This is a genomic window from Schaalia turicensis, assembly GCF_019380255.1.
Lineage (GTDB): Bacteria > Actinomycetota > Actinomycetes > Actinomycetales > Actinomycetaceae > Pauljensenia > Pauljensenia turicensis_A.
The window spans coordinates 1,530,403-1,547,601 of sequence record NZ_CP048928.1 but is presented as its reverse complement, the minus strand read 5'-3'; the positions used below and the strand labels follow the sequence as shown (position 1 = coordinate 1,547,601).

The following is a 17,199-nucleotide window of genomic DNA, read 5'->3' as shown; positions in this document are numbered from 1 at the left end:
AAAGAAGTAAGACACAATGACGAAGTCTCTGATCATCGACCCGTCGCAGGTCCGCGCGACAGGTCATATCCAGTTCCCGGACATCCCGGTGAACCAGTACACGTTTGATCTCGATACCGAACTTGGTCGCTACGGCAAGGACGGCATGGTGAACATGCTCCACGACATGATCGTGGTCCGTACCTTCGAATCCATGCTTGACTCCATCAAAAAGACCGGCGAGTGGCAGGGCATTGCCTACAACCACAGGGGTCCGGCTCACCTTGGTATCGGTCAGGAATCGGCATACGTTGGCCAGGCATCAGTCCTGACCCCGGATGACCAGGTTTTTGGTTCGCATCGTTCGCACGGTGAAATTCTTGCCAAGTGCTACTCGGCAATGCGCCAGATCGAAAACGGTGAGCTTGAAAACATCATGAAGACCTTCCTCGACGGCGAGACCCTCTCGTTCGCAGAGAAGATCGACTACAAGGACACAAAGGACCTCACCGAGAACTTCATCCTCTTCGGTGCCCTCGCGGAAATCTTCGCCCGCAAGTCCGGCTTCAACCGTGGCCTCGGTGGCTCGATGCACACCTTCTTCCTGCCGTTTGGCTCCTATCCGAACAACGCAATCGTTGGTGGCTCTGCTCCAGTCGCAAACGGTGCAGCACTCTTTAAGCGCATCAACCGCAAGCCCGGCATCGTTGTCTCCAACGTCGGCGACGCAGCCCTTGCATGTGGTCCGGTCTGGGAAGCAATGAACTTCGCTTCCATGGATCAGTTCCGCACGCTGTGGCGTGAAGAGGACGGTGGCAACCCGCCGATTCTGTTCAACTTCTTCAACAACTTCTACGGCATGGGCGGTCAGACCTTCGGTGAGACCATGGGGTACGACATCCTCGCCCGTGTCGGTGCAGCCCTCAACCCCGAGGCTATGCACGCAGAGCGCGTCGACGGTATTAACCCGCTGGCTGTTGCCGACGCCGTCTCCCGCAAGAAGAAGATCCTCGAAGAGGGACGTGGCCCGGTCCTCATGGATACCATCACGTACCGCTTCTCTGGTCACTCCCCGTCGGATGCCTCCTCGTACCGCACCAAGGACGAGGTCGAGCTCTGGGAGAAGGTCGACTGCATCAAGACCTACTCGGATTTGTTGATCTCCAACGGTCTGACCACGCAGTCCGATATTGAGGACTACACCGCTGCCCTCACCGAAAAGCTCGTCAAGGTCCTCAAGCTTGCCATCGACGAAGACACCTGCCCGCGCGTTGCCGACGGCTACATCGACACGGTTATGTTCTCGAACACGCCGACCGAGAAGATGGAAGAAGGCGAAGCGGAGATTGATCTCGAAAACAACCCGCGCGTCGCCGCGATCTCGCGCAAGATCCGCACCGCTAAGGACGAGAACGGCAAGCCCGTTTCCAAGATGAAGATGTACCAGTTCCGTGATGGTCTCTTCGAAGCTATGCTCCATCGTTTCAAGGAAGATCCGACGATGGCCGCATGGGGCGAAGAAAACCGTGACTGGGGTGGCGCATTCGCTGTCTACCGTGGCCTGACCGAAGCGCTTCCGTACCGTCGTCTGTTCAACTCGCCGATCGCTGAAGCGTCAATCGTCGGCGCAGGCGTTGGCTACGCAATGGCCGGTGGCCGTGCAGTTGTCGAACTCATGTACTGCGACTTCCTCGGCCGAAGCGGCGACGAGGTCTTCAACCAGATGGCAAAGTGGCAGTCCATGTCCGCTGGCCTGCTGAAGATGCCTCTCGTCCTCCGTGTCTCCGTTGGTAACAAGTACGGTGCACAGCACTCGCAGGATTGGTCGGCATTGACCGCCCACATCCCGGGCCTCAAGGTCTACTTCCCGACCACGCCGACCGATGCAAAGGGCATGCTCAACCTTGCTCTTCGTGGCACCGACCCGGTTGTCTTCTTCGAATCCCAGCTCCTGTACGACAAGGGCGAAGAATTCGAGCCCGGTGGTGTTCCGGAAGGCTACTACGAGACCCCCGAAGGTGAACCGGCAATCCGTCGCGAAGGCACCGACATCACGATCGCCGGCTACGGCGCAACGATCTACCGTGCACTTGAGGCTGCTGACGTCCTTCAGGAGAAGTACGGCATGAGCGCCGAGGTCATCGACCTCCGCTTCGTCGCACCGCTCAACTACGACAAGCTCATCGAATCCGTGAAGAAGACAGGTCGCCTGCTTCTCACCTCCGATGCTGTCGAGCGTGGCAACTTCCTCAACACCGTTGCAGCGAACGTCCAGACTCTCGCATTTGACGCTCTCGACGCGCCGATCGCGGTTGTCGGCTCGCGCAACGGCATCACCCCCGGCCCCGAGTTGGAGTCCTACTTCTTCCCGCAGGTCGAGTGGATCATCGACACAATCCACGAGCGCATTGTTCCGCTCCCGGGCCATGTGCCCTCGTCGAACCAGACTGAAGGCGAGATTGCTCGTCGCAACCGTCTCGGTCTCTGATGATTGACCCGGTGGGGCGGGCTTCGGCTCGCCCCACCGGTGCCATCAGGCATTTAACGCTTTAAATTTTTTCTACATTTCGATACGAGGATCCGATGGACGCCACCAACGACGTTAGCCTGAGCCAGGAGGACCGCCTCGCCGCTCTTGCCGCAGTTCTGAACGATGAAGAGTTCCCCGCGTGGGTTCCTGAATCGAACAACCACATTCATACGTGCTACTCCTTCAGCCCCTACACGCCGACCGCTGCAGCATTGAATGCTCGTCGCGCAGGCCTGCGTGTTGTTGGCTCCGTCGATCATGACTCGATCGCAGCTGCGCCCGAAATGACCGGCGCATGTCGTCTGCTGGGAATGGGCTCAGTCACCGGCTTTGAAATCCGCGCTTTCTTTGATCCCGACGGTCCGTTTGCTACTCGTAAGCTGAACAATCCGGACTCCGAAGGCATCGCCTACATGACGGTTCAGGGTGTTCCGGCTCCTGCTCGCGAAAAGGTTACCGAGTGGTTGGCGCCCAAGCGTGCTGCTCGTCTCGAGCGCACCCTGAAGATGGCCGAGGCCGCGAACAAGATCCTCGTTGGTCTTGGCCTGGAGCCTTTCGATCCTCAAACTGACATGGTCGGCATCTCTCAGTATGCCAACGGTGGCGGTATCACAGAGCGCCACCTGCTTGCCGCGATGGCATCGGCTCTCATTAAGGGATTCGGTCGCGGTCAGAGCCTCGTCGATGGTCTGAAGAGCATGGGTGTCAACATTCCGCCAGCCCTCGAAGGCGCACTCGGTGACGCTGAGAATCCGCACCTCGTCTACGATCTTCTGGGTGTACTGAAGTCGGAATACTTGGGTCGCATCTACATTCAGCCCACTGACGAGTTGCCGACTGCGAAGGAAGTTGTTCAGTTCGCAGATTCCATCGGTGCCATTGCCACCTACGCCTACCTCGGTGATGTTTCCGCTTCGCCGACCGGCGACAAGAAGGCTGAAAAGTTCGAAGATGAATTCCTTGACGAGCTCTTCGAAGCTCTCGAAGAAAAGGGCCTGCGCGCTGTTACCTATATGCCTCCGCGTAACACTCCGGAACAGCTCAAGCGAATCCATGAACTCGCAGTCAAGCACGGCATGCTCGAGATCTCCGGCGTCGACATTAACCAGCCACGCCAGCTCTTCAACTGCCCCGAACTGCGTCGCCCCGAGTTCGAAGATCTCAACGAGGCCACGTGGGCACTTGTCGCGCACGAGGCCCTGACCAGCTTCGATCCGAAGTACAACATCCTGGGTAGCGAGCGACTCACTCCTGAGCACCTTGCCGTCCGTATTGCTTCCTACGCTCCGCTTGGACGCGCTATTGCTGATGGCGCAGATCCGGCTGAAGTCGCAGCAAATATTCCTACCGTCTGAGAACTATCCGAAGGATTAAACATGACTCATGCACCGTTGCTTCGAGGCCTGTTTCTGAGCGCGCTTGCTCGACCGGTCATCGTTCGCCCAACCGATAAGGCTGCGACCCTGACCCTCGATGCCAACCTTGAAAGGGTTGACGCTTCGACTCTTTCCGAAACCGAACTTCCCGTCGTCGTCACCGTCGGCGAAGAAACCTACGAGATCACCGCGACCCCGCGCAACGACCGTGAAATCTCCGGTCGTGTCGCGCTGGTTACCGGTGGTGCACAGGGCTTCGGTGCCGAGATCGCCAAAGGCCTCGTCGGCCAGGGTTGCTTCGTCTACATCGCTGACCTGAACGGCGAAGGCGCTGCTGCCAAGTGCAAGGAACTCGGCGAAGACACCACGTACCCGATTACCGTCAACGTTGCGGATGAAGAATCCGTGACCGCGATGACCGAGGAAATCGAAAAGGTCACCGGTGGTATCGACCTGATCGTCTCTAACGCAGGCATCGTTCGTGCGGGATCTGTCCTTGAACAAGACGCATCTGCTTTCCGCCTGTCGACCGACATCAACTACGTCGCATTCTTCCTGGTTACCAAGCACCTTGGTGGTCTGCTTGCTCGTCAGCATGCAACATCCGGTGCATGGCTGACCGACATTATCCAGATCAACTCCAAGTCCGGTCTGGTGGGCTCGAACAAGAACGCCGCATACGCAGGCTCCAAGTTCGGTGGCATCGGCCTGGTCCAGTCCTTCGCCCTCGAGATGGTTGAGCATGGTGTCAAGGTCAACGCAATCTGCCCCGGTAACTTCTACGACGGCCCGCTCTGGTCTGACCCCGACCGTGGCCTGTTCGTTCAGTACCTGAACTCGGGCAAGGTCCCCGGCGCGAAGACTGTCGCGGACGTCAAGGAGTTCTACGAAGCAAAGGTTCCGATGCGTCGTGGTGCCCAAGGCATCGACGTTCTGCGCGCGATCTTCTACATCGTCGAGCAGGCATACGAAACCGGCCAGGCCGTCCCGGTTACGGGTGGCCAAGTCATGATGAACTGAGCGCAAGCTTGATCCGGAAAATAAGGAGAATCCAATGACTGAGTACCCCGAATCGCAGTATGCGATCCAGATCGTCGGCGCCGAAGAATTCGTCGTCAACAAGGAGAAGGGCATCGACAAGGTCGGCCCTCACCAGATGATGCTCAAGGTTGAGGCATGTGGCATCTGCTTCTCTGACACGAAGCTGTTGCACCAGTTCGACAAGCACCCGCGTAAGTCCGAAGTCATCGCGGGAATCACCCCCGAAGCACTTGCCGAGATCCCGAACTACCGTCCCGGCTCCCAGCCGACGGTTCCGGGTCACGAGCCCGTTGTCCGCGTCGTCGAGGTAGGCGAGAAGGTCACCCACTTCAAGGTTGGCGATCGTCTGCTGGTCCAGGCTGACTGGAAGCATCTGCGCACTGCGAAGTCCAATGGCGCATTCGGTTACAACTTCGACGGTGCCCTTCAGGAATACACGGTCGTCGATGAGCGTTGTGTCGTCTCCCCCGAAGGTGAAGAGTTCCTGATCCACGTGACCGAGGGTCCGTCGGCAGCGGCCGTTGGCCTGATCGAGCCGTGGGCAACCGTTGAAGGCTCCTACGCGTGGGCAGAGCGCAACCACGTTGCAGACGGTGGTCGCCTGCTGGTTGTCGGCGAAGGCTCTGTCGAAGAGCTGACCGCTGATCACAAGCCTGCGCAGATCGTTACCGTTGACGTTGCCGGTATTGATGGTCTTGAAGGACAGACCTTCGATGACATCGTCTTCTTCGGAGCGGACGCGGACGGCATTGAAAAGGCGTCTCTGCTGCTCGGTACCCGTGCGGTCATGTGTGTTGTCCTCGGCGGAGAAACCATCTCCCGCAAGGTCAGCCTTGACATCGGTCGTGTTCACTACGACTTTATCCGCTTCTGTGGCACCGTCGGCACGGACCCGCGCGAAGGCTATGCATGGATCCCCGCTAACGGCGACCTGCGTCCGAACGATAAATGCGCGTTCATCGGTGCCGCCGGCCCGATGGGTGTGATGCACACGATGCGTGCGGTCACCTCCGGTGTTGAGGGCATCTCCGTTGTCGGCACCGACCTTTCTGACGATCGCCTGGCAGGTCTGAAGAAGACCGTTGGCCCGACCGCCGAAAAGAACGGTGTTCCGCTGGAGATCATCAACACCTCCACCACTCCGCTTGAGTACGGCTACACCTACATCACCTGCCTGGTGCCGGTGCCGGCGCTGGTTTCTCAGGCTGTCGATATGTGTGCAGATGGTGCGATCCTCAATGCGTTCGCTGGTATTCCGGCGGGCACCTTTGGTGACTTTGATCTGCAGGGCATCATCGAGCGCAAGATTTTCATGCTGGGCACGTCAGGCTCTGATGTTTCCGATATGCGTACCGTTCTGCGCAAGATCGAAGCCGGCATCATTGATACGTCGATCTCCCTGTACGCAGTGACCGGTATGGCAGGCTTCGGCGACGCCATCAACGCGGTGATCAACCGTACGTCGGGGGGTAAGATCATGGTCTTCCCGACCCTGCATGACCTTGGTTTGACGCCGCTGACGGAACTTGGTGACAAGTACCCTGAGGTTGCTGCCAAGCTGGTGGATGGTCTGTGGACGAAGGAAGCTGAAGAAGTTCTTCTCGAAGTAGCCAAATGACGTTTCTGGGTGGTTTTTGAAGGGGAAAGCTACCTAGCAACTCAGCGGTAAGCCTCATCGTGGCGCAAGCCTTTGTTCCTTTCGTGCTCGTGCCAGTTGGTGAATAATTGCCGAGGCCTGGGCCGGATCTGCATTGCAGGTCCGGCCCAGGTGTGTTTGTCCCTGATTGAGGTTGGTTAAGAGCCTTGGGCTGTGACTGGGTTATGCGCGTCTGTGGGCCTTGTGCGTGTGCGCTGGTGTACGAGGTTCGGTGTGGCAGGTTTTGTCGTCTGAGATGTTGTTTTACCAGCTGGGAGCCTGATTTCGTTGCCTCGTATGCCTGAGCTGGAAAAACTGACTGGTGGGATGATTTGCGAAACGGAAAGCGTGTACCCGCCTGATGAATGCCGATACGGGGCTGCCTTCTCGAAATTAATCCTGAAAAAGGTAAAAGTGTGGCCCTCGCTCATTTCTGAACGAGGGCCACACGTCACGGATGTGAGGTCAGAACTAGTTGAGCGTGATTATCACTTCCAGTAGTCGAGTTCTTCGGTGATACCGATGGAAGTCGCCTTGAATTCGGGGTTCTTTCCAGCCTTGCGCTGCGCCTGGTAGTCGTTCGCAGCCTTAATGGCCTTGTTGCCCAAGATGATGATGACCGGCAGGTTGATCAGAGCCATGAGACCCATCAATAGGTCACCAAGGTTCCATGCAACTGAGAAGTCCAGAAGAGCACCCGAGAACACAAGAATCACTGCGATGCCACGGAAAATCTGCAGACCCCAGATCGGAACGCGTCCACCAGCGAGGAAGCGCAGGTTGACCTCGGCGTAGTAGAAGTTACCGATGATCGTCGTGAATGCGAAGAGCAGCAACGCGGTGGTCGTGAACGGCAGAGCGACGCCACCGAGAACGGTCTGCATCGAAGCTGTAACCAGCGGAGCGCCTTTCAGATCGTCACCACCCTGGACGCCAGAGGAGAGGATCAGGAACGCGGTCAGAGTACAAATGATCATCGTGTCGATGAAGACGGAAAGCATCTGGACCAAGCCCTGCTTCACGGGGTGTGAAACAGATGCGGACGCAGCCGCGTTCGGAGCAGAGCCGACACCGGCTTCGTTCGAGTAAAGACCGCGCTTAATACCGAGCATCATTGCCGAGCCGGCGAAACCGCCGAAGATTGCCTCAAAATCGAAGGCGCCTTGGAAGATCGCGGCGAGCATTGTGGGGATGTTCTGGTAGTTGAAGATGATGACGATCGCAGCAACGGTCAGGTAAATGAGGGCCATGATCGGAACCAAGACGCCGGTAACCGAAGTCAGGCGCCGTGTGCCCCCAAAGATTGATAGTGCCATCGCGATGGCAAGGATTGCGCCGATGATGTACGGGGTCGAGCCTTCGTGGTACCAGGAGTACGAGGTGAATGCGTCAGCGACGTTGAACGAGGCCAGCAGGTTGAAGCCACCCATGTAGGTGAGGATCAATGCGATTGCGAAGATCACTGCAAGCCAACGCTGCTTGAGCGCGATCTGGATGTAGTACGCGGGGCCGCCGATGGAATGGTCGTCAGCTGAGTGGCCACGCTTCTTGTAGATCTGGGCAAGTGTGGATTCGATGAATGCTGACGCGGCGCCGAGTGTTGCGATGACCCACATCCAGAAGACGGAGCCTGCGCCACCAAGAGCGACTGCGGTACCGACTCCGGCGATGTTGCCGACGCCCACGCGCGATGCGGTGGAGACCATCAGTGCGCGGAAGGATGAAAGCTCGCCTTTCTTCTCTGGGGGCTCGGTGACCACGCGGATTGATTCGCGGAACATACGCACAGGCAAGCCTTTGGTGCGAATGAAGAAGTAGAGGCCGCCACCGATAAGCAGTGCGATCAGGATGTATGAGTACAGCCAGGTGTTGAGAACGTCGAGGACTGTGTTAATCGAGTCGACAATCGATGAAGAAGCAGGAAGCATGCTCGTTACCTTGTCGGAAGATGGGACGCTACATGGCGTAGCGATTGACAAGGTGATTGTACGGGAAAGGCAAAGGACTAGTCACGTTTGGGCTAATGTTTGGAAAATCTAGGAAAGGGAAAGGAAAAGCTTCTCCAATTCAGCAATGCTTGTCTCCTGGTTTTCGTCGTTGGATACGCATTCGCGCAGGGTGAATGCTGATGCCCTGAAGCGTGGGCTCATTGCCATCAGGAACTATTGGACTACTGAGACATGACGGTGAAGCAATCGTCGATTGCTTCGAAGACCCTAAAGGAAGAGGAATGAACAATGTGTCGACCGGTGAAGTGTGACATCTGCGGAAAGACGACGTGGGCTGGCTGTGGACAGCATATTGACGCTGTCAAGGCATCGGTTCCTGCAAGCGACTGGTGCCCTGGTCACTGTGAGGAGAGTGGCAATCGTCAGAAGAAGAAATTTGTGTTTAGCTCGTCAAAGTGGCTGAATTTGAGGAGAAAATGAGCCTTCGCGCCGAGTGTGGTGACGCTCACGTCAAAATGATTTGACGAGTTGCCACGAAGGTGTGTAAATTATTTTCCTGTCGCCGAGAGCGAGAAAAGCTCGAATCGACTGCCTCCCTCACTGAGGTAACCAACGAAAGTTGAGTGCTTTTGGTGGGTGTGTGGGTGTTGTTTGTGAACTCGATAGTGTGTTTGTTTTTATGCCTGTTTTTTGTTTTTGAGTTTGTTTTTATTGTTGGGATTGGCTGGCCGCGTTTTGGTGGTTGGTTTTTTCTGGATATGTTTTTGTTCGGAGAGTTTGATCCTGGCTCAGGACGAACGCTGGCGGCGTGCTTAACACATGCAAGTCGAACGATGATGCTCCAGCTTTGTTGGGGTGGATTAGTGGCGAACGGGTGAGTAACACGTGAGTAACCTGCCCTCTTCTTTGGGATAACGGTCGGAAACGGCTGCTAATACTGGATATTCACTCATTGGCGCATGTTGGTGGGTGGAAAGGTTTTTTCTGGTGGGGGATGGGCTCGCGGCCTATCAGCTTGTTGGTGGGGTGATGGCCTACCAAGGCTTTGACGGGTAACCGGCCTGAGAGGGTGACCGGTCACATTGGGACTGAGATACGGCCCAGACTCCTACGGGAGGCAGCAGTGGGGAATTTTGCACAATGGGCGCAAGCCTGATGCAGCGACGCCGCGTGAGGGATGAAGGCCTTCGGGTTGTAAACCTTTTTCGCTCATGGTCAAGCCGCAGCTTTGGGTTGTGGTGAGGGTAGTGGGTAAAGAAGCGCCGGCTAACTACGTGCCAGCAGCCGCGGTAATACGTAGGGCGCGAGCGTTGTCCGGAATTATTGGGCGTAAAGGGCTTGTAGGCGGTTGGCCGCGTCTGCCGTGAAATCCTCTGGCTTAACTGGGGGCGTGCGGTGGGTACGGGTTGACTTGAGTGCGGTAGGGGAGACTGGAATTCCTGGTGTAGCGGTGGAATGCGCAGATATCAGGAGGAACACCGGTGGCGAAGGCGGGTCTCTGGGCCGTTACTGACGCTGAGGAGCGAAAGCGTGGGGAGCGAACAGGATTAGATACCCTGGTAGTCCACGCTGTAAACGTTGGGCACTAGGTGTGGGGGCCACCCGTGGTTTCTGCGCCGTAGCTAACGCTTTAAGTGCCCCGCCTGGGGAGTACGGTCGCAAGGCTAAAACTCAAAGGAATTGACGGGGGCCCGCACAAGCGGCGGAGCATGCGGATTAATTCGATGCAACGCGAAGAACCTTACCAAGGCTTGACATGCACCCTGACGCTGCAGAGATGTGGTGGCATTTGGTTGGGGGTGTGCAGGTGGTGCATGGTTGTCGTCAGCTCGTGTCGTGAGATGTTGGGTTAAGTCCCGCAACGAGCGCAACCCTTGCCCTATGTTGCCAGCACGTTATGGTGGGGACTCGTGGGGGACTGCCGGGGTTAACTCGGAGGAAGGTGGGGATGACGTCAAATCATCATGCCCCTTATGTCTTGGGCTTCACGCATGCTACAATGGTTGGTACAGAGTGTTGCGATATCGTAAGGTGGAGCGAATCACTTAAAGCCAGTCTCAGTTCGGATTGGGGTCTGCAACTCGACCCCATGAAGGTGGAGTCGCTAGTAATCGCAGATCAGCAACGCTGCGGTGAATACGTTCTCGGGCCTTGTACACACCGCCCGTCACGTCACGAAAGTTGGTAACACCCGAAGCTCATGGCCTAACCGGTTTTCCGGGGGGAGTGGTCGAAGGTGGGATTGGCGATTGGGACGAAGTCGTAACAAGGTAGCCGTACCGGAAGGTGCGGCTGGATCACCTCCTTTCTAGGGAGCCCGTTTTTGGGGATGCGCATCATGGCACGTGAGTGTGTGTGGTGTGTGTTTCTTGTGCTCGCATTTGTTCACCGAGGGTTTTTCTTGGTGGGTGTGGGTGCGTGGGTGTTTTTTAGTGGAAAACAGGGGTGCAAGCTCCATGGAAGCAGACACGCTGTCGGGTTCACGTTCAACACCGTTTGAGCGTTTTGGCTCGCATGTTGCCGCCTCTCTTTTTTGTTGCGCCCTGTGTTTGTGGGGTGTTTGGGGGGTGGTGGTGTGTGTGGTGGGTTGTTTGTGATTTGTATAGTGGTTGTGAGCATCTTTATTTTCTTGTTGTGTGGTTTTGTTTAGTTTTGTTGGGCATTCGGTGGATGCCTTGGCATCAAGAGCTGATGAAGGACGTTGCGGCCTGCGATATGCCTCGGGGAGTTGGCGAGCGAGCTTTGATCCGAGGGTGTCCGAATGGGGGAACCTAACCAGGGTTGTGCTTGGTTACCATCATCTGAACGTGTATAGGGTGGTGGGGGGAACGCGGGGAAGTGAAACATCTTAGTACCCGTAGGAAAAGATATTCCGTGAGTAGTGGCGAGCGAAAGCGGAGGAGGCTAAACCGTGTGCGTGTGATACTCGGCGGGGGTTGCGTGTGCGGTGTTGTGGGGCTTGTTCGTCTCTTCTCTGCCGGGGAGGGGCTTGCGTGTGTGATGGTAGTTGAACCGTGTGGGATAGCGGACCGGAGTGCGTGATAGTCGTGTAGATGGACTGTTGCATGCGTAGGTGGGATAGGTGCCCGAGTAGTGCGGGACTCGTGAAATCTCGTGTGAATCTGCCAGGACCACCTGGTAAGCCTAAATACTTCTTGATGACCGATAGTGCATAGTACCGTGAGGGAATGGTGAAAAGTACCCCGGGAGGGGAGTGAAATAGTACCTGAAACCGTGTGCCTTTAAGCCGTCAGAGCCTTGTGGGGTGATGGCGTGCCTTTTGAAGAATGAGCCTGCGAGTCAGTGATACGTGGCGTGCTTAACCCGTGTGGGGTATGCGTAGCGAAAGCGAGTCTGAAATATGGCGCCTGTCGCGTGTTCTGGACCCGAAGCGGGGTGATCTACCCATGGCCAGGTTGAAGCAGAGGTAAGACTGTGTGGAGGACCGAACCCACCAGGGTTGAAAACCTGGGGGATGAGCTGTGGGTAGGGGTGAAAGGCCAATCAAACTCCGTGATAGCTGGTTCTCCCCGAAATGCATTTAGGTGCAGCGTTGTGTGTTGCCTGGTGGAGGTAGAGCTACTGGATGGCCGATGGGCCCTATGGGTTACTGACGTCAGCCAAACTCCGAATGCCATTAGGTTGAGCATGGCAGTGAGACTGCGGGGGATAAGCTTCGTAGTCGAGAGGGAAACAGCCCAGATCATCAGCTAAGGCCCCTAAGTGTGCGCTAAGTGGGAAAGGATGTGAGATCGCGGTGACAACCAGGAGGTTGGCTTAGAAGCAGCCATCCTTGAAAGAGTGCGTAATAGCTCACTGGTCAAGTGGTTTCGCGCCGACAATGTAGCGGGGCTTAAGCGTACCGCCGAAGCTGTGGCACTCACACATGAAAGAGCCTGGGCAGGGGACCTGCCTAAGGTTGTGTGGGTGGGTAGGGGAGCGTCCTGCGTGCGGTGAAGCCTGCTGGGAACGGTTGGTGGAGCGTGTGGGAGTGAGAATGCAGGCATGAGTAACGAATGGCGGGTGAGAATCCCGTCCGCCGATTGACTAAGGGTTCCAGGGCTAGGTTTATCCGCCCTGGGTTAGTCGGGTCCTAAGGCGAGGCCGACAGGCGTAGTCGATGGACAACCAGTTGATATTCTGGTACCGCGTTGTGACCGCCAAATACTGAAGCTTTTATGCTAACCACCCGCATCTGGACTGTTCATTCCTTCGGGTTTGATCAGCTTGGGTGTTGTGGGATCCTGATTGTTGTAGGTAAGCGTGTTAACAGGGGTGACACAGGAAGGTAGCTGCCGCGCACCGATGGTTGTGTGTGTCTAAGGTTGTGGCCCGTCTGCTAGGTAAATCCGGTAGGCATGTAGGGTGAGGACTGATGGGGGTGCCCTTTTGGGGTGTCTGGTGGTGATCCTAAGCTGTCAAGAAAAGCCTCGACGTGAGGGCATGACGCGCCCGTACCCTAAACCGACTCAGGTGGTCAGGTAGAGTATACCGAGGCGTTCGAGTGAATCATGGTTAAGGAACTCGGCAAAATTCCTCCGTAACTTCGGGATAAGGAGGACCCTGTGACGTCCCCCCTTTTTCTGGGTGTGTGCGTTGTGGGGTCGCAGAGAATAGGGAGAAGCGACTGTTTATCAAAAACACAGGTGCGTGCGAAGTCGTAAGACGATGTATACGCACTGACGCCTGCCCGGTGCTGGAAGGTTAAGAGGAAGGCTCAACCACCCTCGGGTGGTGAAGGCTTGAATTTAAGCCCCAGTAAACGGCGGTGGTAACTATAACCATCCTAAGGTAGCGAAATTCCTTGTCGGGTAAGTTCCGACCTGCACGAATGGCGTAACGACTTCTCCGCTGTCTCGACCATGAACTCGGTGAAATTGCACTACGAGTAAAGATGCTCGTTACGCGCAGAAGGACGGAAAGACCCCGGGACCTTTACTATAGCTTGGTATTGGTGTTCGCTTGGACTTGTGTAGGATAGGTGGGAGACTGTGAAGCAGGGGCGCCAGCTCTTGTCGAGTCGTCGTTGAAATACCATTCTGGTTCACGCGGTCATCTAACCTCGGCCCGTAATCCGGGTTGGGGACAGTGCCTGGTGGGTAGTTTAACTGGGGCGGTTGCCTCCCAAAAAGTAACGGAGGCGCTCAAAGGTTCCCTCAGCCTGGTTGGTAATCAGGTGGCGAGTGCAAGTGTACAAGGGAGCTTGACTGTGAGACCGACGGGTCGAGCAGGTGCGAAAGCAGGAACTAGTGATCCGGCCATGGCACGTGGGTGCGTGGTCGCTCAACGGATAAAAGGTACCCCGGGGATAACAGGCTGATCTTGCCCAAGAGTCCATATCGACGGCATGGTTTGGCACCTCGATGTCGGCTCGTCGCATCCTGGGGCTGGAGTTGGTCCCAAGGGTTGGGCTGTTCGCCCATTAAAGCGGTACGCGAGCTGGGTTCAGAACGTCGTGAGACAGTTCGGTCCCTATCCTCTGTGCGCGTAGGAAACTTGCGGAGGCCCGTCCCTAGTACGAGAGGACCGGGATGGACGAACCTCTGGTGTGCCAGTTGTACCGCCAGGTGCACGGCTGGTTGGCTACGTTCGGAAGGGATAACCGCTGAAAGCATCTAAGCGGGAAGCCTGCTCCAAGATGAGGTTTCCGACACCAGTAATGGTGTGAAGGCCCCCGCCAGACTAGCGGGTTGATAGGCCAGAGGTGGAAGCACAGCAATGTGCTCGCGAGCCGACTGGTACTAATTGGCCGACACTACACGAAACCACAATAAGCAACAAAAATAAGACTGCTTACAACCACTATACGAATCACACTCAACCCACACCCCCCAGCGGGGGGAGTGGACAACACAAGCGAGTGACCATTTTTGCGGTGGTCATAGTAGTGGGGAAACGCCCGGAAACATTCCGAACCCGGAAGCTAAGCCCACAAACGCCAATGGTACTGCACCCGACAGAGTGTGGGAGAGTAGGACACCGCCGCAATTTTAACTCACGTAAACCCCTTGGAGCACCCCTCCAAGGGGTTTACTACTGTGCACAAAGTGCGAAGACGGTTTGCACTGTCGCTCTTTCAAGATGTTCGCCTGCGGGTACTTGCCGGGGCACTCACTGCTGCACGTGCCCATCTGAGAAGGCGGTGTTGATGGGCCCCTTCTGCAATCGAGGGTTCTCCCAGTGTGCTTTGTTGGCCCCTAGTATCTCTCGTATTGTCGCTCATTGTAAGCACTGAGTCCTCGTTATATAGTGCGCAACCTTCAAAGTCCTCATAGACTGAACACGACATCGTTCTTAATACAAGGAGAAACAATGAACCTCGACGATCTCAAGGGCAAGGCCGAAGAACTCAAGGACCAGGCCACCGACGCTGCTAAAGGTATGATGACCGAAGAAAACACCGACGGCATCCTGGATAAGGTTGCAGATGCAGCCAAGACAGCTACCGGCGGTAAGTTTGACGACAAGATTGACGCAGCTCGCGACGTTGTTGACGACAAGATCGGTGAATGATTCAACGTTAAAAGGTGGGCTAGAGGAAACTCTAGCCCACCTTTTGTCTACGACCGTCCCTTGAATGTTGGCATCACTCAATGCGTACGTTCGTTGGTTTTGCCTACCGCGTCTACCATTCTGTCATTAGTTCGTAGGCGCATTGAATCAATGAGGGACCCAGAAGGTTCTTGCAGTGTCTGAACGTACCTCACGTGACGTTGATTGAAGATTGAAATAAATATATAGTAGTTGAGAGTTTAAACAGTCTTAAGGAGTTTATCGTGACTCGTCTTGGCGTTATTCTTGGCACCGTCCGTTCGAACCGTGTTGGCGCATCTGTTGCTCAGTGGGTTGTCGACAAAGCAAATACTGTTGAAGGTGTCAACGCTGATGTTATTGACATTGCTTCCTTCAATATGTCCCTTTTCGCTGAGCCGATGCCGCCTGCAATGGCTACCCCGCAGGATCCTGGTGGCGCAAAGTTCAACGAAACCGTTTCGTCTTACGATGCGCTGATCTTTGTTTCTCCGGAGTACAACCACTCAATTCCTGGCGCCCTGAAGAACGCTATCGACTTCCTTGAGCCCAAGGCTCTCGCGAACAAGGGGGTCGGCTTCGTCGGCTACTCCTTCAGCGGTGGTGTCCGTCAGGTTGAACACCTGCGCCAGATTCTGGCGAACTTCGAAGCTGCGATGGTCACTCAGCAGGTTTCGCTTTCGCTCATTACCGACTTTGAAAACATGTCGGAATTCAAGCCGGGTGCACATCATGACAACGAGGTTCGGGACATGGTTGCGACAATGGTTGCGCGCACTGACGCTCTCGCGCCTCTTCGCTGACCAATAGCTCTTAGCTTTGTGGGGGATGGGTCGAATGACCCGTCCCCCACGTGGTTTTCCAGAGCAAGGCGCTATAGGAGCGCCTAAATAAACTTAGGATGTTGCAGGTTAAGGTGTTCTCATGTAAAGTTTCGGGTGCCCAAAACTTTACATGAAAATGGAGTCTTAATCAATGCATCGCTCAAATACCCGTATTTTCCAAGGAGTGGCACTTACCAGTGTGCTCGGTCTGGCTCTTGCCGGTTGCGCCAACCACGACGCATCCAACGCCAGCGCGAATAGCGGAACGGAGCATGGAAAAGTCGGCATCGTTGCCACCACAACCCAAATCTGTGACTATGTCACGCAGATCGCTGCCGGCGCGCCAGCGACGGCAGGCCTCGTCCTCGAGAAAACAGGCGCAGACGGACAAAAGACCACAATTGGTAGTGAAGATGCCGCGAACCAAACGCGACTCGAACTCACCTGCCTTCTTGCCCCCAACGCATCAGCTCACGAACATGAGCTCACTCCCTCGCAAGCGACAGCACTTGCCAAAGCTGACGTGCTCCTTGTATCCGGAGTTGACCTCGAGCATTTCCTTGACCGTGCGATTGAAGCATCCGGCTTCAAGGGAACGATGGGCGTCACCAGCGGCATTCTGACCAGCAAAGAAGTAACCGACCCGCAAGCCATCACCGAAGACGATTCGTTGCCCTACACGGTCGAACGAGGCACCCAAAAGGTCGAGGTGCGCAAGTGGCCCTTCCCGCCAGCAGAAGGCGAAACGGAACCTGAATTTGTCTACGATCCCCACGTGTGGACAAGCCCAAAGAACGCGGCTGTTCAAGTTGCCAACATTGGTGAATTCCTCAAAGAAGTAGCCCCCGACTCCGCCGCAGGAATTGAAGAAAGTGTCAGCGTTTACGCCGACAAACTGCGCAACCTTGACCAGTGGGTCCAAGACTCGATCAATAGCGTTCCGGCAGACTCGCGCATTCTCTTCTCATCACATGACGCGTTCGGCTACTTCTCCAAGGACTACGGGATCAACTTCATCGGCGCGGCCCTCTCTGACTTCAATGAACAGCAGGACGCGACCGCTGAACACATTCAGGAAGCCGCCCAAACCGTCATCGACTCTGGAGCAAAAGCGCTCTTCGCCGAAAACTCGAACAATTCAAAGTCAATCGAGAAGATCGCTGAACTAGCCGGTGTGAAGGCCATCATTGGCGACGACGCCCTATACGGCGATTCCTTGGGGCCGGCAGGATCCGCGGGAGAAACCTACACCGGCTCAATCATCCACAACGTCACGACCATCGTCACTGCTTGGGATGGCGTGGTGGCCCAGCTTCCAGACAACTTGAAGTAG

At 56.0% G+C, this 17,199-nt stretch carries 9 protein-coding genes and 3 rRNA genes; 11 read left to right on the top strand and 1 reads right to left on the bottom strand.

The genetic code is table 11. From position 1 onward, the window contains the following. Window positions 1-16 precede the first annotated feature (16 nt). The 4 genes from G5S47_RS06780 (at window position 17) to G5S47_RS06765 (ending at window position 6,544) form a co-directional block, all read left to right on the top strand. Window positions 17-2,467, top strand: coding sequence for an alpha-ketoacid dehydrogenase subunit alpha/beta (locus G5S47_RS06780; RefSeq protein ID WP_219585448.1), 2,451 nt, complete (start codon window positions 17-19; stop codon window positions 2,465-2,467). A 95-nt stretch (window positions 2,468-2,562) separates the two neighbouring features. After that, entirely contained in the window at window positions 2,563-3,864 is a 1,302-nt protein-coding gene (locus tag G5S47_RS06775) for a PHP domain-containing protein (RefSeq protein WP_006680214.1), read from the top strand. Window positions 3,865-3,885: 21 nt separating this feature from the next. After that, window positions 3,886-4,905, top strand: a complete 1,020-nt coding sequence (locus G5S47_RS06770) for an SDR family NAD(P)-dependent oxidoreductase (RefSeq protein WP_219585447.1) — start codon at window positions 3,886-3,888, stop codon at window positions 4,903-4,905. Between the two features lie 34 nt (window positions 4,906-4,939). Next, a complete protein-coding gene (locus G5S47_RS06765; RefSeq protein ID WP_103632460.1) occupies window positions 4,940-6,544 on the top strand; it encodes an alcohol dehydrogenase catalytic domain-containing protein in 1,605 nt (534 codons plus the stop codon). A 506-nt stretch (window positions 6,545-7,050) separates the two neighbouring features. Here the strand turns inward: G5S47_RS06765 and G5S47_RS06760 are convergent. After that, entirely contained in the window at window positions 7,051-8,490 is a 1,440-nt protein-coding gene (locus G5S47_RS06760) for an alanine/glycine:cation symporter family protein (protein ID WP_103632459.1), read from the bottom strand. A gap of 309 nt (window positions 8,491-8,799) precedes the next feature. Between G5S47_RS06760 and G5S47_RS08760 the strand changes: the two genes are divergently transcribed. From G5S47_RS08760 to G5S47_RS06730, 7 genes are all read left to right on the top strand, one after another. Beyond that, window positions 8,800-8,991 (top strand): DUF8730 family Cys-rich protein, encoded by a 192-nt coding sequence (locus G5S47_RS08760; protein WP_505566625.1) that lies wholly within the window; start codon window positions 8,800-8,802, stop codon window positions 8,989-8,991. Between the two features lie 285 nt (window positions 8,992-9,276). Further along, window positions 9,277-10,819: ribosomal RNA gene (locus tag G5S47_RS06755) — 16S ribosomal RNA — on the top strand. Between the two features lie 335 nt (window positions 10,820-11,154). Next, window positions 11,155-14,275: ribosomal RNA gene (locus G5S47_RS06750) — 23S ribosomal RNA — on the top strand. 107 nt (window positions 14,276-14,382) lie between these two features. Continuing rightward, window positions 14,383-14,499, top strand: a 5S ribosomal RNA gene (rrf, locus tag G5S47_RS06745). Together the 16S, 23S and 5S rRNA genes form the textbook arrangement of a ribosomal RNA operon. A 324-nt stretch (window positions 14,500-14,823) precedes the next feature. Next, the gene (locus G5S47_RS06740; RefSeq protein WP_103633075.1) at window positions 14,824-15,024 is read left to right on the top strand and encodes an Rv0909 family putative TA system antitoxin; all 201 of its coding nucleotides are present in this window, start codon (window positions 14,824-14,826) and stop codon (window positions 15,022-15,024) included. 263 nt (window positions 15,025-15,287) lie between these two features. Then, window positions 15,288-15,845 (top strand): NADPH-dependent FMN reductase, encoded by a 558-nt coding sequence (locus G5S47_RS06735; RefSeq protein WP_219585446.1) that lies wholly within the window; start codon window positions 15,288-15,290, stop codon window positions 15,843-15,845. Window positions 15,846-16,017: 172 nt separating this feature from the next. Then, complete coding sequence (locus G5S47_RS06730) at window positions 16,018-17,199, top strand: metal ABC transporter substrate-binding protein (protein WP_219585445.1); 1,182 nt, start codon at window positions 16,018-16,020, stop codon at window positions 17,197-17,199.